18 protein-coding genes are annotated in these 20,197 nt (G+C 64.3%); 4 read left to right on the top strand and 14 right to left on the bottom strand.

What is annotated here, in order from left to right; genetic code table 11:
• Position 1: 1 nt before the first annotated feature.
• Positions 2 to 994, top strand: coding sequence for a glycoside hydrolase family 26 protein (locus LK459_RS14510; protein WP_227919124.1), 993 nt, complete (start codon positions 2 to 4; stop codon positions 992 to 994).
• Here LK459_RS14510 and LK459_RS14505 read toward each other — a convergent pair.
• Genes LK459_RS14505 through LK459_RS14495 form a run of 3 tightly spaced genes read right to left on the bottom strand, consistent with a single transcriptional unit; the run spans position 991 to position 4,789 of the window.
• Entirely contained in the window at positions 991 to 3,039 is a 2,049-nt protein-coding gene (locus LK459_RS14505; RefSeq protein WP_227923767.1) for an acyltransferase family protein, read from the bottom strand. The two genes, LK459_RS14510 and LK459_RS14505, sit on opposite strands and share 4 nt — an antisense overlap.
• 41 nt (positions 3,040 to 3,080) lie before the next feature.
• Positions 3,081 to 3,263, bottom strand: coding sequence for a cellulose synthase (UDP-forming), glycosyl transferase family 2 (locus LK459_RS14500; protein WP_227919123.1), 183 nt, complete (start codon positions 3,261 to 3,263; stop codon positions 3,081 to 3,083).
• A complete protein-coding gene (locus tag LK459_RS14495; RefSeq protein ID WP_407648800.1) occupies positions 3,260 to 4,789 on the bottom strand; it encodes a glycosyltransferase family 2 protein in 1,530 nt (509 codons plus the stop codon). The genes LK459_RS14500 and LK459_RS14495 overlap by 4 nt, the downstream gene beginning before the upstream one ends.
• A gap of 313 nt (positions 4,790 to 5,102) precedes the next feature.
• Between LK459_RS14495 and LK459_RS14490 the strand changes: the two genes are divergently transcribed.
• The gene (locus LK459_RS14490) at positions 5,103 to 6,188 is read left to right on the top strand and encodes a lipase family protein (RefSeq protein ID WP_227919121.1); all 1,086 of its coding nucleotides are present in this window, start codon (positions 5,103 to 5,105) and stop codon (positions 6,186 to 6,188) included.
• Positions 6,189 to 6,226: 38 nt separating this feature from the next.
• On the opposite strand, the gene LK459_RS14485 is transcribed toward LK459_RS14490, so the two are convergent.
• Entirely contained in the window at positions 6,227 to 6,445 is a 219-nt protein-coding gene (locus tag LK459_RS14485) for a hypothetical protein (RefSeq protein ID WP_227924026.1), read from the bottom strand.
• Here LK459_RS14485 and LK459_RS14480 point away from each other — a divergent pair.
• Positions 6,444 to 7,088, top strand: a complete 645-nt coding sequence (locus LK459_RS14480; RefSeq protein ID WP_322590785.1) for an SGNH/GDSL hydrolase family protein — start codon at positions 6,444 to 6,446, stop codon at positions 7,086 to 7,088. The genes LK459_RS14485 and LK459_RS14480 overlap by 2 nt on opposite strands.
• A gap of 30 nt (positions 7,089 to 7,118) precedes the next feature.
• The gene (locus tag LK459_RS14475; protein ID WP_227919120.1) at positions 7,119 to 7,988 is read left to right on the top strand and encodes a 1,4-dihydroxy-2-naphthoate polyprenyltransferase; all 870 of its coding nucleotides are present in this window, start codon (positions 7,119 to 7,121) and stop codon (positions 7,986 to 7,988) included.
• Between the two features lie 370 nt (positions 7,989 to 8,358).
• On the opposite strand, the gene LK459_RS14470 is transcribed toward LK459_RS14475, so the two are convergent.
• From LK459_RS14470 to LK459_RS14425, 10 genes are all read right to left on the bottom strand, one after another.
• Positions 8,359 to 9,264, bottom strand: coding sequence for a Clp protease N-terminal domain-containing protein (locus tag LK459_RS14470; protein WP_227919119.1), 906 nt, complete (start codon positions 9,262 to 9,264; stop codon positions 8,359 to 8,361).
• Between the two features lie 38 nt (positions 9,265 to 9,302).
• The gene (locus LK459_RS14465; protein WP_005208515.1) at positions 9,303 to 9,533 is read right to left on the bottom strand and encodes a hypothetical protein; all 231 of its coding nucleotides are present in this window, start codon (positions 9,531 to 9,533) and stop codon (positions 9,303 to 9,305) included.
• Positions 9,534 to 9,632: 99 nt separating this feature from the next.
• The gene (locus LK459_RS14460; RefSeq protein ID WP_407648592.1) at positions 9,633 to 10,115 is read right to left on the bottom strand and encodes a glycoside hydrolase family 16 protein; all 483 of its coding nucleotides are present in this window, start codon (positions 10,113 to 10,115) and stop codon (positions 9,633 to 9,635) included.
• A gap of 302 nt (positions 10,116 to 10,417) precedes the next feature.
• Positions 10,418 to 11,545: a glycosyltransferase gene (locus LK459_RS14455; RefSeq protein ID WP_227919117.1), complete on the bottom strand. Its 1,128-nt coding sequence runs from the start codon at positions 11,543 to 11,545 to the stop codon at positions 10,418 to 10,420.
• Positions 11,546 to 11,571: 26 nt separating this feature from the next.
• Entirely contained in the window at positions 11,572 to 12,345 is a 774-nt protein-coding gene (locus LK459_RS14450; protein ID WP_227919115.1) for an alpha/beta hydrolase, read from the bottom strand.
• Positions 12,346 to 12,401: 56 nt separating this feature from the next.
• Positions 12,402 to 13,580, bottom strand: coding sequence for a glycosyltransferase family 4 protein (locus tag LK459_RS14445; protein WP_227919114.1), 1,179 nt, complete (start codon positions 13,578 to 13,580; stop codon positions 12,402 to 12,404).
• A complete protein-coding gene (locus LK459_RS14440; protein WP_227919112.1) occupies positions 13,577 to 14,809 on the bottom strand; it encodes a hypothetical protein in 1,233 nt (410 codons plus the stop codon). Before LK459_RS14440 ends, LK459_RS14445 begins: the two co-directional genes overlap by 4 nt.
• Before the next feature lie 12 nt (positions 14,810 to 14,821).
• Complete coding sequence (locus tag LK459_RS14435; protein ID WP_227919110.1) at positions 14,822 to 18,076, bottom strand: glycosyltransferase; 3,255 nt, start codon at positions 18,074 to 18,076, stop codon at positions 14,822 to 14,824.
• A 20-nt stretch (positions 18,077 to 18,096) separates the two neighbouring features.
• Positions 18,097 to 19,377: a lipopolysaccharide biosynthesis protein gene (locus LK459_RS14430; protein ID WP_227919109.1), complete on the bottom strand. Its 1,281-nt coding sequence runs from the start codon at positions 19,375 to 19,377 to the stop codon at positions 18,097 to 18,099.
• Positions 19,374 to 20,186: a glycosyltransferase family 2 protein gene (locus LK459_RS14425; protein ID WP_227919107.1), complete on the bottom strand. Its 813-nt coding sequence runs from the start codon at positions 20,184 to 20,186 to the stop codon at positions 19,374 to 19,376. Before LK459_RS14425 ends, LK459_RS14430 begins: the two co-directional genes overlap by 4 nt.
• Positions 20,187 to 20,197: the final 11 nt, after the last annotated feature.

The raw sequence follows: 20,197 nt of genomic DNA, 5'->3' as shown, positions 1-20,197 counted from the left end.
GGTGACCCGCACCCCACTGTCCCGACGCGACGCCTTGCGTCTGGCGACGATGGGCGGAGTCGTCGCGCTCGCCGGTTGCTCCGCGACTCCACAGCGAGCGACGACGCAGCAGAGCGCCCCGGTTGCGCGCCGAGCGTGGGGCGCGTTCATCCCCGACGTCCTGGCACGCGACGGGTCGACGTCGAACCCGATCGAACGTCTGGCCACACTCGCAGGTAGCACACCGCACTACCTGCACCGATTCGTCTCCTTCGGCGACAGCCTGCCGACAGCCGAACTCGACGCCATCGGCGCCGCGGGCGCGCAACCGCTGCTCACCCTGGAACCCTGGAAGCCCGGTGCCGGCACGGTGCAGCCCCTGTTCTCGCTGGCGCGCATCGCCTCCGGCGTGTTCGACGGCGAACTGCGCAAATGGGCGTCGGGCCTCTCCGCGTGGGGCAAACCGGTGCTGCTGCGCTTCGCGCAGGAGATGAACGGGACGTGGTACCCGTGGTCGATCGGCGTCAGCGGCAACACCGCAGACCAGTACCGCGAGGCATGGAAGCGCATGCACACTGTCTTCACCGACGCCGGGGCCGGCAACGTGCGATTCGTGTGGGCGCCGAACGTGGTCACCGACGGCACCTCTGACTTCACCGCAGCGTTCCCCGGACACGACCTCGTCGACTATCTCGCGCTCGACGGCTACAACTGGGCCGGCGGATCAGGACATCGCTGGCAATGGCCGGAAGAACTCTTCTCGGCAAGCCTGGCCACCCTGGCGCGGATCGACTCCGACCGACCGCTGCTCATCACCGAGACCGCAAGCGCCGAGGGCGATATGCCCTCGCTGAAGGCCGACTGGATTCGACGCCTCTTCGGCATCGTCGAAGCCACCGACCGTCTCGAGGGAGCCCTGTGGTTCCAGATGGACAAGGAACGCGACTGGCGATTCAACTCGACGCCGCAGAGCCTCGACGCCTTCCGCCGGTCGGTGGCCGCACTGTCCGGTTAGCGGCCGGCGGCGTTACGTCCGGTGTAGTCGAACCGCTGCGCGTCGAGTCTCTTGACCAAGGCGGGCTCGAGAACCGTTGCCGCGGTGTTGGTCAGGTGGGAATCGTCGCGGTAGAACATGATCTTGTTGCGTGCCGGGAAGCACGTGTTGCCGTCGCACAGCAGATCATTGACGCCGATCGTGGTGATGTCGGAGTCCTCGCCGCGCGCCTGGGCGTCGATGATCGGTTCGATGCGGGTGAAGCCGTCGAGCCCGAAATCGCAACGGTGCCAGTTGTCGAGTGCCCCCGACATGCAATCGGCGATCTGGAAACCGGGGTACGGGGTGTCCTCGATGTAGACGAGTCGGGCGCCGGTTGCACGCAGGCGGTCGAGCGTGCGATCCCATGCCTCCTGTGCCGAGGGATAGTCGGGGACGTACGTCGACAGTGACGAGACGATGATGATCTTCGGGCGTACCGCGTCGATCGCATCTAATGTCGACGACCTCCAGTCGACGCAGTCCTGCTTGTTGAACGGATCCGGTTGCCCCGCGCGGGGTGTGAGGTCTTGTGCCGGGCATGCCGCCTTGGTGAACTGGTGGATCTGCCATCCGTGGGCATCACCGATCGAACGGATCGCCTCGGCCCACTGCTCGGCGTGGCTGTCGCCGAACAGCACCACGGGAACGCCGCCGTCCTGCCCGAACACGCACGACCGGGTCGGAGATGTCTGCCCCACCGGGACGAGACATTCATTGGGCGACGGCCGGTCGTCGTACGCCTGAAACGGGTTGGGGGTGACCGGCCCCGACATGGGGGCGCGTGCCTGCCCGAACACCGAATCGTAATTGAGCGAGGCGTTCGCGACGGTGTCGCGACTGGCTGCCTTGACCACCAGCACACCCGTCGTCATCGCCACGGACAACGCGACAACCAGCCCGGTCACCCCGACCGAGATCGACGCCGAGGCGTTGCGTCGTAGTTCGGCATTGCGGATGATGGGTTCCTCGAAATACAACGTCGACAATGTCGCCAGCGCAAGCGATCCCACCGACACGCCGAGCAACACCGGCCATGCACGGATGTGCGTCTGATCCTCGAAGATGACGAGGACCGGCCAATGCCAGAGGTACCAGGAGTACGAGACCCTGCCTAGAAACTTCAGCGGCAGCAGCGACAGCAGACTCCCGACGAACGGCACTCCTGCACCGGCCAACTGACCGGCGACGATGACAGCGCCCGCCGACAGGGTCGGCAGCAGCGACACCGTGCCCGGATACGGTGTGGTCGGGGTGATCAGGACGCACGCGGCAATGAGTCCCGCGAGTCCCGCCCACCCCAGCGCGAAGCCCAGAACCCGGCCGACTCCCAGGTGCCGTCGCCCGAGCCACGGTGCAGCTACCGCGATGAGCGCACCGACGCCGAACTGCCACACACGGGTGTAGGTGGCCATGTAGGCGACGGCGGGCTCGGTGGTGGTGAGTCGGACACACGAGATCAACGACGCCGCGGTGATCAGCGCCACCACGATCCCCACCGAGACCCGGACCGAGACACGCTCGCGCAACACGGTTCTGGCCACCACCGCGGCTGCGGCGAAGACGATGATCGGCCAGACCAGATAGATCTGCTCCTCGATCGACAGCGACCAGAAATGCGTCGCGAGACTGCCGTCGATGGCACCCGCGAGGTAGTCGGCGTTCTGCGCGATGAAATGCCAGTTGGCGACGTTCGCGGCAGCTGCCAGCAGATCGATGGACTGCTTGAACACCTTGAGCAACGGCATGGTCGCGATCGCCGCGACCAGCGACACGACGATCACCAGCGCTGCCGCCGGGATGATCCGGCGACACCGTCGCGCGTAGAACCCCCTGAACGACACGGTCTTTCTGTGCTCGAACTCCTCGATCAACAAGCGCGTGATGAGGAAGCCGGAGATCACGAAGAAGATGTCGACGCCGATGAATCCACCGGGCAGGAAAGGGATTCGCGAATGGAACGCCACCACGACCAGAACGGCGACGCCGCGCAGCCCTGCGATGTCGTCGAAGAACCGGCGGTGCATCGCCTTCGCGGGGCTCTGCGCGGCGAGGAGCGTCGTGAGGCTCACGTCGCCCACGGGAGCATGATGTCGAAGACGCCGAGTGCGAGCGCTCCGATGAAGACGATCGCCAGCGTGTAGCCGATCACCTCGAACACGGTGATGCGATTCCAATTGGGCTCGGCGGGGCGACGTTCGGTCTCCTCCGGCCGGGGCGGCTCGGGCCGACCGAACCCGGGCGTATTCACGCCGACACCTCGGCGGCCTCGGCGAGATCGGCGGTCGCCGACTCCGACACCTTGGCTCGACGCGGCGCGATCAGCACCTTGGCGAACTCGGTCAGCAGTGGCAGCGCCAGATAGGTGTAGGCGAGGACGAATCCGACGAGCATGAAGTAGTCCCACAGCCCGTACTCGAGAACGTCGTACACGATGAGTACCCAGAACAGCGCGAGCGATCCGCCGAGCGCCACCACGCCGAGCAGACTGATCGACCGCGCCAGCGAATTCGACTTGCCGACAACGCTCGTCGGTACCCAGCCCTTCTCGCGGCCGGTCAGCTTGTGCCAGATCGCGACGGTGTGGGCGAAGCTGTAACCGATCTGGATGCGCAGGACCTCGAACCGCCACCTACTGCGCGAGACGAGCGGAAACAGCACCACGTACACCCACAGACCCAGCAGGAAGGGCACGAGTTGTCTGGGATGCACGTCCTCGGGATAGAAGGCCGCCATCACGATGCCGGGGATGAAGAGCATGAACACATTCATGGCGGTGGTCAGGTAGTAGAACACTCCCGCCCACGACGCGAGACGCTGACGAATCGTCGGCCGCACCTGCGCGCTACTCAGGTGCGGATTGGGAAGCCGTGACAGCGATCCCATGCACCACCGGTACTGCTGGTTGAGGAACGCCGCGAGATCCGACGGACACAAGCCGCGCGAGAGGACCACCGGGACGTACCGCACCCGAAACCCCGCCTGCTGCAGGTGACGGCCTGTGTGGAGATCCTCGCTGTGCTCGATCGGCGCGAACCCACCGACGGCGTTCAGTGCCGAGCGCCGGTACACGGCGGACGTGCCGACACAGACCGCGGCGTCGATCCCGTCGCGGGACGGCAGGACCCAGCGGTAGAAGAACTCCTGGGTGGCCCCCGCAGTGCGCTGAATCCAATTCATCGGCTCAGTGGTGGCGAATGTCTGGGGGCTCTGCACCACTGCGACGTCGAGGTCGTCCATGTAGGGAATGAGGTGCCAGAGGAAGTCGGGTCGCGGACAGAAGTCGGCGTCGAAGATCACCACGTAGTGGCCGGAGGTGATGTCGAACGCGTGCCTGAGATTTCCCGCCTTGCGCAACTCCCCGCGGTTCGGCCGCACGATGTATTCGAATCCGTACTCCTGGGCGAGGAATTCGACACCCGGTCGCGCGGCGTCGTCGAGGACGAAGAACTTCACCCGGCTGCGCCAGGTGAGCCCCGAGACGTGTTCGTAGGTGTTGCGCAGGATCGCGAGGCTCTCCCCACACGTCGGCAGGAAGACGTCGATGCGGGGATACCGGCCGTCGGCAGGCGTCCAGGTGGCGGCCAGCTGTTGATGCTCGCGCCACTGCACGCGCCTGCGGTTGACACCGGTCAGGGTCGCGAAGACGACGCTCGCCGCATTGAACGCGAGGACGATCAGCGCGGGCCACAACATGGGGTGTGCGGTGGCGAAGACGAAGAGTGAGGCACCAGCGAGAACGAACGCCGCGATCAGGAACAACTGCACCCAGCGCATCTGCGGCCCGAGGTACGTGTAGACCTCTCCGTCGCGCGGCGCCGTCACCGCATTGGGGTCTTGCGCGACCTCGGGCGGATCGCAGTGGCGACGCCGAGTCGACGGTCCGTCGCCTCGGGTCGGCAGCTGCAGTCTCACGCGAACAGAATCATCTACCAGTCCGCAACGCGCAAGCAGACGCGAGTACATGCGCTCCACCCGCTAGATTCTCCGTGTGAGAAGAGCGTCGGCCCCCGTGTGCGGATTGGTGTTCGCATGTGCGATCACGCTGTGCATGCTGACTGCCTGCGGAAACGCCTCGTCCGGAGAGGTCGTGACGAAGACCACAGCTGCAAGCGGGGAGGTTCTCGCCACCGACGCCGGACTGCAGAGCTGGACCTCGGCGATGCCCACGGGTACGCGTGTCACCCGACTGGACTACAGCTCGACGTCGGGTGTCGACGACTCACGCACATCGGTGAGCGGAGCGGTGTTCGTGCCGTCCGGGTCGTGGCCGCAGGGCGGGTGGCCGTTGATCGCCTACGCGCACGGCACCACGGGGCTGGCCCGCGACTGCGGACCGTCGGATCACCCGGACATGTTCGGCGACATCGCCACGATCGGGTCATTCGTGCGTGCGGGATATGCGGTGGTGACCACCGACTATCAGGGTCTCGGAATCCGTGTCGACGCTCCCCCGCACCCCTATCTCGAACCACGGACCGCGGCACACAACGTGATCGACGCCGTGCGCGCCGCACGCGCGGTGGAGCCGACGATCGGCCCCAAGTGGGTTGTGGTCGGCCCGTCCCAGGGCGGAGCCGCCGCCTGGGCGACGGCCGAGCTCTACCCGAGATTCCGCGATGCCGATTCCGGCGACCTCGTGGGAGCGGTTGCGATGTCGCCGGTCCTCGATGTGAGCCGATACCCCACGGCGGCCCAGGACGGCACACTCAATTCTGCGCAGCGGTTCCTCTATCCGCTGATCGTCGTCGGGGCCTCGCACGTCGACCCGCAGATCGATCCCGCCGACCACCTCGGTGGAATGTCGGCGTCGGAGATCTCGTCGCTGGTCTCGTGCGCCACCGGCCGCACGGCCCTCGCTGCCCAAACACACAGTCGCGATGCGTCGACGCTCCGGTCGACGCCGGGAGCGAATGCGGAGCTCGACGCCGCGGTGTCGAAGTTCGTACTGCCCCAGCAGCACACCGACGTTCCGATCCTCGCCATGTACGGAACCGCCGACGAGATCACCCCGGTCGACGTCATGGAGACCAGTCTGTCCCGCGCCTGCACGCTGGGCGACCCCGTGGTGCGCGACCGCCGCGAGGGCCAGGGACATTCGTTCGATCCTGGACCAATTCTCGGGTCATGGATATCGAGTCGTCTGCAGGGGCTGCCCTTCCATGCGGACTGTTAAGTGGTTTGCGGCTATTGTGACCTCTCGAGCGCGATGCACTAGATGGAGTTGAAGAGTCGAATGGGTAATCTGCTGAAGCGGATCTGGGCGTCTGCGCCGATCTGGGCCTGGGTGGTCATGATCGTCTGCGTGATCGTCCTCGTGGTGGGTTTGGTGGTGTCGGGAAACCGTACGAGTAGTGCGAGTTCGTCGACGCCCGTGAGCGCAGCACCGTCGAGCGTCGCACCGGCTTCCACCCCGTCCACCGTGGCATTCATGGACGCGGCCAAAGCCTCGCCGGAAACGCCCAAGACCCTTGTGTTGTTGGGGGATTCGACCGGGTCCAATCCGAAGGGATGGGCACCGGCGCTCGGGTCGGCGATCAGCAGTTCCCTCGATCGGCCGGTCGCCACCAAGTATTGGAATGTGGCCACCGGACGGTACGGACCGATGGTGGGTCTCGGCGAGGGAAAGAACGGGGCCGTCGGATTCTGGAATGGCAGCGCCGCAGGCAAAGATGCCGCTTATGCGCAGCAGAATTTGGACGAGCTGATCCGACCCGAAGTGACTCCCGACCTGATTCTCTTGAACTTCGGACGCACCCAGGACCAGAGCAAGCCCCTCGCGACGCAGGTACAGCCCCTCGTCGATGACCTGCAGAAGAAGTACCCGAACGCCAAGATCGCGGTGATCAAGCAGAGCCCGGACGCGACTGCCGGTGCGGGGTCGTCGGACGAGTTGTCGGTCTACGCGGCCGCCATGGATGCGGAGGGCATCCAGGTGATCGACGTGTACTCGGCGTTCCCGTCCGATTCAGCGGGCCGCGCGGCGCTCGTAGACGCAGATGGCAACCCGAACGAGGCCAGCCAGAAGCTGTGGACCAAGACCGTTCTCACCGCGTTCGGTCTGCCGAGCACGTAGCAGAGCGCAGGCAGGAATAGTCTTCTGAGCGTGGCAACCCCAACGCAGTGGATCGCCGGGGCGCGACCCCGCACACTTCCGAATGCGATCGCCCCTGTCGTCGCCGGTGTAGGCGCAGGCCTGCACATCGGTGGCGTGAACTGGTGGAAGGCAGCACTGGCCGCGGTCGTCGCGATCGCTTTCATCATCGGTGTGAACTTCTCCAACGACTACTCCGACGGCATCCGCGGCACCGACGACGAGCGCGTCGGCCCGATGCGACTCGTCGGGTCGGGTGCGGCGTCGCCCGAGGCGGTCAAACGCGCGGCGTTCATCTGCTTCGGCATCGGGGCCGTGTGTGGTCTCGTGTTGGCAGCAACGACCGCCTGGTGGCTCGTCGTCGTCGGCGCCATCTGCATCGCGGGCGCATGGTTCTACACCGGGGGGTCCAAACCCTACGGCTACCTCGGTCTCGGCGAGGTCGCTGTGTTCGTGTTCTTCGGACTCGTCGCGGTTCTCGGCACCGAGTACGTGACGGTCGGGACCGTCGACTGGGTTGGACTGGCGTGCGCGGTCGGCGTGGGATCGCTGTCGACGGCAGTGCTCGTGGTGAACAATCTGCGCGACATCCCCACCGACCGCGAATCGGGCAAGAACACCCTGGCCGTCCGGATGGGCGACGCCGCAACTCGACGGTTCTACGGCGTGTTGCTCGTCGTGCCGCTCGTGATGAGCGTGGTGCTCGTCGCCGCCACACCGTGGGCGCTGCTCGGCTTGGTGGCCGCTCCCCTGCTGTGGAAGGCGTATCAGCCCGTGCGGGCCGGTGCCGTCGGGCCGGGGCTCATCGCGTCACTCGGCGCCACCGGCATGGCGATGCTCGCCTGGGCCGTGTTGACCGCCGTCGGGCTGGCTGTCGGCTAGCGCGAGACGCGCGTTGACCCGAGCACAGGTACACGTGATTTCGGCAGATGCGAGCGAAGTTCTCCGCGCACCCGCAAGGAACACATGTATTTGCGCGACTCGGCTGGGTAGGCGGCCAGTTATCGAGGCGGTCGATGCTCAGAGCACGCGCGCGTTGCCGCAACTCCCCCTGAAGCGGGCCTCACGGCCAACGACCATATACACAATCGGGTCGTCAGCGAGACGCCACGACAATTATTGTCGCCGCACTCCGCTGACGTCGCGATTGTGTACGTACTCGGGAACGAATCGCGGCAGACGGGTGCCGAAGTTGCTGCCAGCGCCAGTGGAGGCTGGCGGCAACTCCGGCGTGAGGTCCGGCGGTCGGAGCTCAGACCTCCGCATCGACGTCCGGCAGGCTCGCCAGCACGGCGGCCTTGAGATCCTCTGTGCTCGTGGCGGATTCGACGACGGCGCGTGAGGCCGGGTCGTTCACCTCGAGGATGCCGAGCAGTAGGTGCTCGGCGCTGAGCTGATCGTCGCCGCGCTCACGGGCGATCTGGACCGCCTCACGGAACGCGTCGCGAGTCTCCGGAGCGAAGCGGGGACGACCCCCGCGGCCGCGCGGACCACGACGTCCGCGACCCGGCTCCCACGGCCCCTGCCGGCCGTCCTCGTCACCGAAGGGTCCGCCCTCGACGAAGGGGCCACCGGGGAATCCGCCGGGGCCGAAACCCTGCCGCGGATCGAACCCCGGGCCGAAACCACCGCGCATCCCGAAGTCTCCGCGGTCGAACTCGCCCCGACCCCTGCCGTGGCCACGCCCGTGACCTCTACCGTGTACACGTCCCCTGCCGCGGGGACCGCCGCCACGCGGACCCCCTTCTCGCGGACCACAGTCGCGACCACGAGGTCCCCGGCCACGCTCTGGCCGCTCGGCCCAGCCCTCGGAGAGGTCGTCCCCGAAGCGATCGCGTACGGCGGCACGGACTTTGTCGAGGTCGATCCCGATGCTCTTGAGAGCCTCGCGATCCTCCTCGTAGCGTGCTGCCGCAGCCTGTTCGGCGGCCTCGGTGACGTCGGCGTCGTGTTCCTCGTGGTAGGCCCGCACGGCGTCACGCGTCGTGGCGAGCGTCAGACCCTGCTCACCGAGCAGCCCGAACAGCGGCGAACGCGCGTTGCACAGCATGCCCAGGATGAGGTGGTCGTTGCCGAGCTGGTGATGTCCCAGGTCGGCGGCTTCTTGTGTGGCAAATGCCAGCATCATCTTGTCGTCTCGACTGAATCGACCAAACATGATGGTTCTCCTTTCGGCCTTGGTGCCCTTCGGGCTCCTCAGGCCTCACGTTGTGAATGCTTCTGGTGCACGGCCTGGCGGCTGATCTGCAGAATCTCCGCAATCGCCTGCCAGCTCCAGCCCTTCGATCGAGCGTTCGCAACCTGTACTTCCTCGAGCCGGTCGGCCAGGGTCCGCAGTGCGCGGACCGCGGCGAGGCCGATGGCCGGATCGTCGCTGGCAGCGGCCCCGGCCAGATCCTGCTCTGGTGTCGTCGGTTCGTCGTGCATGACTGTCAGGTTATGTTGACATCACTGCGTTGTCAAGAATTATTGACACGACTCATCGGGGACGCGCCGCTGGCCGCGGTTCTGGCTACGGGGAAGCAATCAGAGGCGATACTGGGCTGCCCAGTCGACGTACATCTTCGCGCCGGGCACAGTCAGGCCACCGAAGTTGTCGAGTTGCAGACACAGGTGCATGGGGCCCCGGGGAAATCTGGACGCGTCCGTGGACTGAGCCCACAGCACGCCGTCGACGAACACAGCTATTCGCGACGGGGTCCACTCCACGCCGTAGCTGTGCCAGTCGGTTCCGGTAACAGGGCGCGCATGTTCCTCGACATTGTTCGCCGCGCCGTAGTGGAGGTTGTATTCGAGCTGCCCGCGCATGGGATCGCGGATCTCCATGAAATCGATCTCGCCACCCGCAGGCCAGACATCGTCGTTAGGCCACAGCAGCGCCACCGAGTGGTACGCAGGAGCCGACATACTCGACCTGATGCAGGTCTCCCACCGGCCGTACTTACCGTCGTATCCGACCTTTTGCGCGATACCGCCGGAGGTTCCTGCCCAGTCAGCGTTGAAAGTCAACGACCCGCCAGAGACCGACAGAGCAGAGATAGACCGCCTTCCGTTGCCGCCGTTACCTGCTCCTTCGTAGACCCACCATTTGTTCAGAGATGTGGCTTGATTCGAAAAGTCATCCGAGAAGGCAACATTCGACCATCCTTGGGTCGCGGCAGCCGTCTGCGGACAGTTCGCAGAGCTGACCACTCGATGCGACTCGATCGGCAACGCTCCCGCGGGATTGCTTGTGGTGCAGGCCATCAGCAACGCTCCGGAGAGCAGCGAAACGGTGCTCATATGAACTCGGCGAACTGTCCGGTTTGTTTTCATGTCATCACAGCCTCTGGATTTCGATGAGCGGGGACTACACGCAGCAGTCGTGCGTGTAGGTTGTCGTACTTCCTGACAGATTCGGTCCACGACGTAGGGTCGTCGAACCTTTCCCCCCTCATCGCTGCCAGCGTGTGCAGCGACGTCTCCAATCCCTCCACGTCACCTGGCTCGAAAAACACACAACCCGGGTAGTCCGATGCCGCATCGACGAGTGCAGGAACGCTACTGACCGCGATGGGTAGCCCAAGCGACATCCCGATGTGCAGCGGGCCGCTTGCCGACGACCTGCGATACGGCAGCACCAGAGCGTCGGCGCCCGCGAGCCACCGTGCCGCCTCGTGATCGGTGACGTAGCTGTTGACGAAGGTGATCCGATCCCTGAGCGGACTCTGCTCAATCAATTCGGCAGGGTACGTCCACCCCTCCCACGTCTCACCCACCACGGTGAGCCAGAAGCGTTGGGGTTCGCCGAGTGCATCAAAAGCGCGGATCAGATCTTCCAGGCCCTTGTAGGGCCGAATTGTGCCGAAGTATGTGAGGTTGACGCAGTCGGCGGGAGCCGCACGAAGGGCATCGTCGGCACGGTACTGGGCGAATGGCCCGTGACGAATCACCTCGACCGGTTTGTCCGCGACGTCATGCGATGCGCAGAGCGGGACGCGGTCGGCCTCGGAATGAATCACGTAACCGTCGATCATGGGCGCCATCAGCTTCATGAGGAGTCGTGTGTATGCAGGGACCAATCGTATCCGAGCTTCACCGGTGTCCTGCATTTCATGCATCTCGAACACGATCTTGGCGCCACGCATATGAGCGACCGCGACCAGAAGCAGATAGGAATGCGCCACCGCACCGGTCCACCACTGGAACGTGACGAGATCCGGTCGCTCGCGCCACATGAGCCGTAGTGCACCGAGAATCGACGGCAGTAGAAACCAGTCGATACCGTCGTATACCCGCACGTTGTCCGGGTATCCATGGTCACCGACATTCATGCCGACCCGCTCGGCCCCCGGATAGAGCCGTCGCGGTACCAGACCGCGCATCAGAATCACCGAGGTCCGATGCCGTTCGGCCATCGCGCACGCAAGCCGATGTGTGTACTGGCTGATTCCACTCATGAACCGAGTACCGGAACCGACCACCATCACTCGTTGCCCAGACTCCTGAACCATGCGAGTATGTCCTTTCCCTGAATGCACGACTTGTCCATGTGCTCGCCGGTGCACTCGACGGTGGAGATGTTGGCCTCCCGACCGAACCTGCGCTCGAACGCGATGACATTGGTGTCGGAGTCGACGAGTTGGTCGGTCTTCGAGTAGTAGAAGCGAAAGTTTTTGCCGCGCAGGGCCGTCGGCGGTAGGTCGATAGGACTGGTGCGGCGGTATTGCGGGTTGACCTCGTGTGCCGCGGTCACATAGTCGGGCGGACCGGAGGTGAGGTTGAGGAGCGGACTGATCCCTGCGAGACCCCGCACCCGCAGATCAGACTCCTGAGCCATGAGATTCACCGCCGCCACGGTTCCCATGGATTCGGAAACGAAGAAGACCGCTCGCGTCTTGAATTTCTCCGTCGCCGCGTACACCAGTTGCGCATAGTTGTGTTGCGACTGTTCGTTGCCGTAAGCGTTCCCGCTCGCGTCGCTCGCGACGACCGGATATCCGGCATCGGCCAGTGTCTGCGTGAGTTCCTTGTGCGGACTGTCCATCTCGATGACCGTCTCGTCACGATCGAGACCGTGGAAATAGATCACGACACCCTTCACCGGGATATCCGTGCGATACAGGCCGAGAACGCGTTGACCGTCCACGTCGGCGGTCACCTTCGACAGACGTCCGACCGTCGTCGTCTGTTCGGACGGATCAGCCGAACAACCGGTCAGCACCACCAGAGTGCTCACCAACGCTGCGGCACAGGCCAATCCGAGACACCTAACCCAGCGTCGTCGCGGGGATTCTTTCCCGACCACCATCGACATCACCCGGTCACAGCCTCATAGAGAGCCGCGAAACGGTCGGCCCGCAGGTCTGCGTTGTACTCGTCCTTCGCATGAGCACGGCCCGCGGAAGCGATGTCTCGACGCCGCTCCTCGTCGCCGAGCAGGCTTTCGAGCGCACGCGCGAGTGCGGTGACGTCAGCGGGCGGCACCAGCAGCCCCGTCTCTCCCTCGATCACGAACTCCAGCGGACCGCCCGCTGCCGAAGCCACCACGGGCACACCGCAGACCTGTGCCTCCAAGATGATCATGCCGAACGGCTCTGCATACGACGGACAGGCGAGAACGTCCACGGCGTGTAAGACCCCTGGCACGTCGTCGACCTGTGGTATCCATCTGAATGCCTGTCCGAGCAGGGACTCGCCGAGACCCCGCAGGTCCCGCAGATGCCCGCCGTCAGCGTCTTTGCTCGGCGATCCGACAAGTGCGAGTTGCGCACGGGAACCCGCTCGTCTCATGTCCGCAACGGCCCGGATCAGAACACCGAGTCCCTTCTCCGGATCGATTCGGCCCACAGCGACGATGATCGGCTCGTCGGGATCGGCCGCCAGTTCCGCGCGCCAGCCCGAAGCTGACTGTGCATCGACGAAATGGGCGCCATCGAAACGTGCGAGGTCGACACTTTGTGGAATGACCACGACGCGCTTGCGCGCCCACCTGGGAACCTGATCTCGAACCGCACCACTCACGGCGACGGTGCGGCCAGATAGCAGCGCGGCTACTCCCAGCGCCCACCGTCCGACGCCTGGGGAGACGATGTCGTGCAGTTCGATTATCGACGACTTGCCGGACAGTCGCGCCGCGAGCACGCAGTCGAGGTGGGTGATCAGCCTGTTCGAATGGATCACGTCAGCGGCAGAACGCCTCGCTGCCCGCCGGACTCGCGACACGGCGCGCATTGACCGCCACGGCAAGGTGAGGTATTCGCCGAGCGAGCTGTATCCGACACCAGAGTTGGGTCTGAACCCCTGCCTGTCCGGAACGGTCAGCGGGCAGAACTCCAAACCGGCCGCACGCCACCTCTTTTCGAAAACTCCACCAGGTACCGTCGCCAGCGCCATCTCTATTCCACGGGTCCTCATCAGCGGTGCGATGTTCAGCAGGCTCTGCTCAGCGCCGGTGACGTCCGCGACGACGGTCACAGCCAGTGTCTTCGTCACGCATGCCCCCCGCTGTCCGCGAGCACACCGGCAGGGTCGGAGGCGAGCGCGTCGATCGACTTGCGCAGCAGATCGGCGTCGATGGCGGTGTCGTATCCGGAGGCACACACGACAGTGACATCTGGGGTGCGGGTGAATCCGACCGTCACCGCCGACGGCCCGGCCGGCGGCGCGGTCTGCGCCCAGATGGCAGGGCCTTTTCCGGTGAACGGCAGCGGTTTACGAGGTAGGACGCCGAGATCGGTGATGGTCAACTGCGTCTTTCGTCCCGCATCGATCGTCGACGGCATCGGATTCGGGACATATCGCTTGCCGCCGGTATGCATCGACGACAGGATCGAACTGGCCAGCGGCCGACCGGATTTCAGTGTCCTCTTCAACACCGCAGACAGCTCCCCCGGTGTCGATTTCTCGTCGAGCCGGAGCGGGACGGTCGCGACGAAGTTTCCGTCGATCCATCCCTCGCCGAGATAGTTACGCAGATCTGCCATGACGTTCACATTGGGTTCGACCTCGAAACCCAGCTCATCGAAGGTACGCAACAGCAGGACGCTCAGCAGCGAGAATCGGCTGACCTTGATCCCGCCGGCAGCTGCACGCTCGATCGCTCCGTCGATCATCTCATTGGGAATCGTGGACACGATCGCCTGCATCGACGGCTTCCACGCAATCTCCGTTCCGGAGCTCGAATCCGTCTGCTCGACCGGACGATCCGCGATTGCGTCGCGCAGCTTTCCCGGATGGCGAGCGAACGTCTTGATCGCGGCCTTCAGCAGCGGCGCGCGACTCGACGCATGCGCAGGCCACATGTGGTACTCGGCGCACACGGCCGCACGAACCACCGCCTCCGAGATCGTGGTCGCATTGCGGCCGTCCCACAGCCCGTGCCGCGAGACGAGCGCGATATGTTCGGGCAAGCAGACCACGGCCACCGGAGAAGCAAGTGACTCGTCGGAGTACAGGCGGTCGAGAACCTGCTCGATCGAGGTTCCGACGGGCCACTCACGCTCCACGACAGCCGAATCCGGCAGCACGTCGTGGAGCTCCCAGTGCCGGCCGTCCTCACTGACCGTCCACGTCAGCCTGCTCGTGGGGTTCAGACGCGCATAGGTACGCAGACGAGACCGCACCACATCGATGGGAGGGACCGGTAACGGCCCCGCCATGTACACGGTGCGGGTCGACATCCACGGCCGATCACGTCGCTCGATAGGAATACTCCGGGACATGGTTTGCTCTCCTTATGCCGAGTGGGCGTAGAGGTACACCCAGACGTCCTTGCCTGAGGCCACGGTTTTCCACCGCGGATCGGATGCGAGGTGGGCTCTGAGGTTGTCCATCGCATTACCTGGGAACACTCCGAAGTAGTTGCCGTAAGCCTTCATCGGCTTCGACAACACGATGTACGTCGGCGCCGCGCGTGCGGTCACCAGTTCCATCAATTTGTCGTAGGACTTCTGGGCCGAGAAGTCTGTCGGGATGAGATCCGTCGCGAAGATCATCTCGTGGTCGAACGTGTCGGTCCAGCGCGCGTAATCGACGTAGTCGGCAGTACTGCGTTCTGGCCAAGCGGGCACCATCGGAGTCATGTACGCAGGCAGGTCGCCACGTGCGAGCAGATCACCGGCAACAGTCACCTGCGACCGTGTCATCAGGTTGGTGTACCAACTTCCGAAATAGGCCTGCGCTGCCATTGCAGTCGCCAGTACCAGGGCCCCGATCGCTATCACGGCTCGGCGTCTCGGGGAGCGTAATCCGCTCAGCCACACCGGAGCCAGGACGATGGCACATCCCGGCAGCGAATAGAGGAACACCCGGAAGATGGCCTCCCCGCCATAGCCCTGTCCGCCCAGGATCAGAATCGGGCTGAGCGCGAGCACTGCCAGCGCCCAGAATTGTTGCTTCCGACGCCATCGCAAGCACAGCACGATAACCGTGGCGAGCCAGACGGATCCGGTGAGAGTGCGCATCACCCAACTCGTGACGCGTTGTCCGGTAGCACCGATGTTCGCGTCATTGGTCCTGATGTTCTTCAGGATATCCAGCGACAACATGTGGTAGTTGCTGGTCACATCGAGATTTGTGGCCAGAAAAGCCCCCAGGATGAGCGCCATCGGGATCAGCAGCCACCACGGCCGCAACGAGCGTCCGAGAACCAGGAGTACGGCGGCGAGCATCACCCAGTACGGAGTCAGCTGATGGGTGATCGTCAACGCAGCGAACAGAATACAGATCAGAGCGACGGCTGCCGACCTGCGTCGGGCGCTCCCGAAGAGGATGAGGATTCCCGCGGTGAGAATCATTCCGATCGCCTGCGGCGAGAAGTAGTCCTGCTCAACCCAGTTCAAGGTGACGACCAGGAAAGTGGCCAGCAGTGCCTGATCCCGGTTGAGTCGCCACACCCGCGCGAGCACGTACATCAGGCCGGCGAGCGCCACGTGGAACACCGGGGTGAACCAGTGCGCGATGTCGATCGCCGAATAGCCGGTGAGATCGGCGTACCACGCGGTCAGCGAGAACAATCCGGGCCAACCGTTGTAGATGTCGACTCCATGTGCCAGCGCGTGGTGCCGCTGGATATAGTCGACGACACCCAGGTGCTTGTATGTCCAGGCGTACATGGGCACCTCGGTGGTGACCACACGTGGCAACCGCAAGCACACGATCATCACCATGATGGCAACCCAGGCCGCCGGGTACTCTCGGCGAAGCAGCGCAACGACAAAGGCACAGGAAGACAACAGGATCGACGCCGCATAGATCGGCGACGCCGAGGCGAGCAGCCCGAACAAGCTGACCGAAGAATCGCGAATGGTCGTCACGCCGTACCCGAATGCGGCCAACGATGCTGCCAGCAGCACCCACGGTGCCGGGCTCGGGGTGTGAAATGCTCTGGCGCGACCACTCGAGAATGCGCGCAGCTCGGACGGAGACCGCAGTAGTCGTACGCCTGCACCGGCAGCGGTGACTCCGGCCATGATCAGGAGCGTCGTCGGCGGCTTGTAGAAGCCCGCCAAGAGCGGGACACCAACGGCGAGAATGGTAGTCGCCAAACCTGCAACCGGAACAAGCGCCCGGGTCACGAGAACAGGTAGCGCTCGGCAGTACGCACAGATCAGTGCTCCCGGAGCGAGCAACACGAACAACAGTACCGCTACTGCTCGCACCGGGCTCGGCAACCACCCGATCGCGCCGAGCGCGCCGAGCACGGCAAAGACGAATGCGATGAGCGGAAGGCCGGACTGCGCTGAACGCGGGGTGAGCGGCGCGGCTGCACGTCCCGATAACCGGCCACGCACCAATTCCCATGGTCCGCGGAGGATTCCACGCCTCTCACGCGCAGTGACATCAGCCAGTCCCGGATCGGCGACGCGTGCGGACGGGTCGTCGACCACCGTGATATCGCGAAAGTGCCTCATACCGGCAGGCAATCGGCGCAGCACCATGATGCCGGTCCGCGGCTGCTGCATGAGCTTCGACATGAATGCCGAGAGTCCTACCGCGTAGTTGAACATCTGCTGCTCGAGTTCCGGGGCAGTGCGGCGATGACTGTGCCACACCAATGCCGAGGGTTCCCGCACCAGAAGGTGGTCTGAAAGCAGCACACGGACGAACATGTCCATGTCCTCGCCACTTCCGGCCGGCGCCCCGGCACCGAGCGCTTCGTCGAAACCGCCGATGCCCAGGACGACGTCACGGCGCACCGCGAAGTTAGCGCCGGTGCCGAACTCCGAGACCCTGAGTGGGAAAAGCGGATCGGCGAGACGTTCGTCCAGACTGTAGGTCTCTGGCGACCACCGCTCCGCCCACCCGACACGAGCATCGAAGTAGGACTGTGCTGGTGTGAGCAGTTCAGAGGTGGGCACCATCCCGCAGACACAGGCGACGCGGTCGTCACGTCCGAATCCTTCGGCAATTCGTGTCAGCCAATCCTTATCGACCACCACGTCATCGTCCGTGTAGGCGACCAGGTCGTAATCGGCGTTACGCAACCCGACGTTTCGGGCGACGGACAGGCCCTGCCGCGGCGCGTCGACCAGCCGCACGGGTACGCCGACATGCTCGTGTACGACCCCGGCTGTCAGTCCACTCGATGGGTTGTTGTCCACCACGATGACCTCGAAGCTCGGGTAGTCGAGCACGTCGAGACTTCGCAGCATGGCGCGGAGGTGTTCGGGACGGTCGCGCGTACAGATGACCACTGAGATCTGAGGCCACACCACTCTGGTCGGCGGTGCCGGGACGGGCGGCAGTTTCGCGCCCAGGTCGCGTACCTCGGCTCCGTCGACGTATCCATTGGAGATCGGCGCCTGCACGAAGCCGAGTGGTATCCCTGAACTGCGGATCAACAACCGCGCCTGCGTGTATTGCTCTCCGCCGACCAGTTCGAGATCGCCGCTGACGAACTCGCCGATCTCGATCTCGCTCACCCATACCGCCCCCGACCAGGGCTCGAGATGTGCGGGCAGCTCGGTGATCGGCCGGATCACGGTCATCACAGAACCGTGGTATCTCGTCATGTCGTCTCTCTCCGTCCGGTTCTGTTCAGCAAGTGGTGGCAGACAGCGGCGACGGTCAGCGCCAGTTGGTGAACCAGAAGCGCGCAAGCACCGCCCAGTGCACCGAATCGTTGTGCGAGCAGGGGCAGCAGTACCAGCATGAGAACGGCCGTGATCGCGTTGAACACCAGTGGGATTCGGAGTTGACGCCGAGCCTGCTGAACCGACGTCCACACGAGATAGGGCACCCGGGTGAGCGTCCCGAGACACAACACGATGATCACCGGTAGCGACTCGCTCCTGGCATACGCGGGATTCAGTATCTGCAGCGCGGTCGGTACCACCAGGACTGCCGTGATAGTGCCCACGAGTGTGATCGCGAATGCACGCCGCAGGACACCTCTAGCCATCGCTGTGGTCTGCTCGGGCACTCCCGACGCGTGCACGACCAGCGACACCGCCATCGACGCACCGATGAAGTCGAATGTCGCCACGATCGTCAGACACAGCGCGAAGAGGGCGCCCTGGGTCGGTCCGGCGAAAACCGTCACCAGAAAAGGTGTGATGGTGAGTAAGCCGAGCCCCAATGACGACAACGTGATGGTCTGACGTACCACCCTGTTGAACTCACGGATCGAACGCTCCTCTGCCACCGAACCTCTCGTCGGCAGACTGTCGTTACGAATCGCCAGCAACAGGATCGGCCGTAGGATCAGCGCCGCCGCCGCGACCGCCACTATGGCCGCCAACTCCACCGAGTGCCAACCGATCGTGCGTACCAGGACCACCAAGAGCGCGATCTTCGCAAGCCCTACGGCCAGATTGGCGACAGGCACCCAGCGCGCCCTGCCCACCGCGATCATGGTCGAGTTCTGTAGTGTGAACGATGCCCAGAAGACCACCCCGACTGCGATCAACACAGCCGCAGCGACGGATCCGCGAATTTCGCGCAGCATACCGACCGCCACCATCGCCCCCACCACTCCCGACGCGACGGTCAGCACGTAGAAGATGCGCTGACCGTGCTGGTATACACGACCACGTGCGCCTCCGGTCGCGGGAAGCAGGGCGGTGTATGCATCCCCGACGCCTGCCGCGACCACTGAGGCCAACGAGGTGATGACCGAGAGCACCGCCGTCATCACACCCAGTTGGTGGGGTGCGATCAATCGTGCGGCCAACGCCCAGAACAGCACACCGAGGCCGGCGTTGCCCATCGACGAAAGCGCAACCGCGATCGCATCGGAGTGCAGGCGCCGCGCGCCGAACCGTTCCCCGGTCGTGGCGGCAGGCGTCACAGGGCCGATGGCACTTGCGCCACTTGGGTTGTGGGCAGCACCGGCCGTTCAGAACGGCTGTTGGCGAACTCCCGGCGGATCGTGCGCAACACGCGCAACCCGTCACTGAACGCATTCAGGTTACTGACGCCGTGGATACGTTCCGACTCGAAACTGTGCACTTCGACCAGGCGCAGGTCACTGGCAGCAATACGCACATTGATCAGCGTCTCGACTTCGAACCCATCACCCCATTGGTGTCCCGTCGAACCTGACGACGGTAATGCCATCACGTCGAGACACCGACGCCAGAATGCGTTGTAGCCGTAGCAGAGATCTGTGAAGCGACTCGCGAACAAGTTGTTCACGATGGCGTTCAGGCCCCAATTACCCATGCGCCGCATCTGGGTGATATCGGCACTTCCCCCACCACGGATGAATCTGGAACCCTTGGCGAAATCGGCGCCTGACGTCAACGCGTTGACATAGCGAGGGATTTCTTGCGGGTCGGTACTTCCATCCGCGTCGAGCATGACGATGATGTCGCCTGTTGCGGCCTCGAAACCACAGGCGAGGGCGTTCCCCTTGCCCTTTCTAGTCTGCGTGACCTGAACTGCGTTCGGCCACAGCATCTTACTGATCTGCACGGTGTCATCCGTCGAGCGACCGTCGACGAACACCAGCTCATCGATGTCATGGGGCATCCGTTCGGCAACGAAAGGCAAATTGCGCGCCTCGTTCATTGCAGGCAATACCACCGACACCTTCGGTCGGACACAGTCGGACGGGTAGTCATCCCAAATTCCATAGATCCCAGGGCTTTTCGCCATGTGCATTCCCA

The organism is Gordonia otitidis (assembly GCF_020735545.1).
GTDB lineage: Bacteria > Actinomycetota > Actinomycetes > Mycobacteriales > Mycobacteriaceae > Gordonia > Gordonia otitidis.
This window is presented reverse-complemented; position numbering and strand designations above follow the sequence as displayed.

Excerpts from the sequence above, each read along its gene's own strand:
- LK459_RS14505 (WP_227923767.1), bottom strand. The coding sequence starts at position 3,039 with ATGCACCGCCGGTTCTTCGACGACATCGCAGGGCTGCGCGGCGTCGCC.
- LK459_RS14495 (WP_407648800.1), bottom strand. The coding sequence starts at position 4,789 with ATGCGCTGGGTGCAGTTGTTCCTGATCGCGGCGTTCGTTCTCGCTGGT.
- LK459_RS14480 (WP_322590785.1), top strand. The coding sequence starts at position 6,444 with ATGGACGCGGCCAAAGCCTCGCCGGAAACGCCCAAGACCCTTGTGTTG.
- LK459_RS14485 (WP_227924026.1), bottom strand. The coding sequence starts at position 6,445 with ATGAATGCCACGGTGGACGGGGTGGAAGCCGGTGCGACGCTCGACGGT.
- LK459_RS14470 (WP_227919119.1), bottom strand. The coding sequence starts at position 9,264 with ATGTTTGGTCGATTCAGTCGAGACGACAAGATGATGCTGGCATTTGCC.
- LK459_RS14465 (WP_005208515.1), bottom strand. The coding sequence starts at position 9,533 with ATGCACGACGAACCGACGACACCAGAGCAGGATCTGGCCGGGGCCGCT.
- LK459_RS14455 (WP_227919117.1), bottom strand. The coding sequence starts at position 11,545 with ATGAGTGGAATCAGCCAGTACACACATCGGCTTGCGTGCGCGATGGCC.
- LK459_RS14440 (WP_227919112.1), bottom strand. The coding sequence starts at position 14,809 with ATGTCCCGGAGTATTCCTATCGAGCGACGTGATCGGCCGTGGATGTCG.
- LK459_RS14435 (WP_227919110.1), bottom strand. The coding sequence starts at position 18,076 with ATGACCGTGATCCGGCCGATCACCGAGCTGCCCGCACATCTCGAGCCC.
- LK459_RS14425 (WP_227919107.1), bottom strand. The coding sequence starts at position 20,186 with ATGGCGAAAAGCCCTGGGATCTATGGAATTTGGGATGACTACCCGTCC.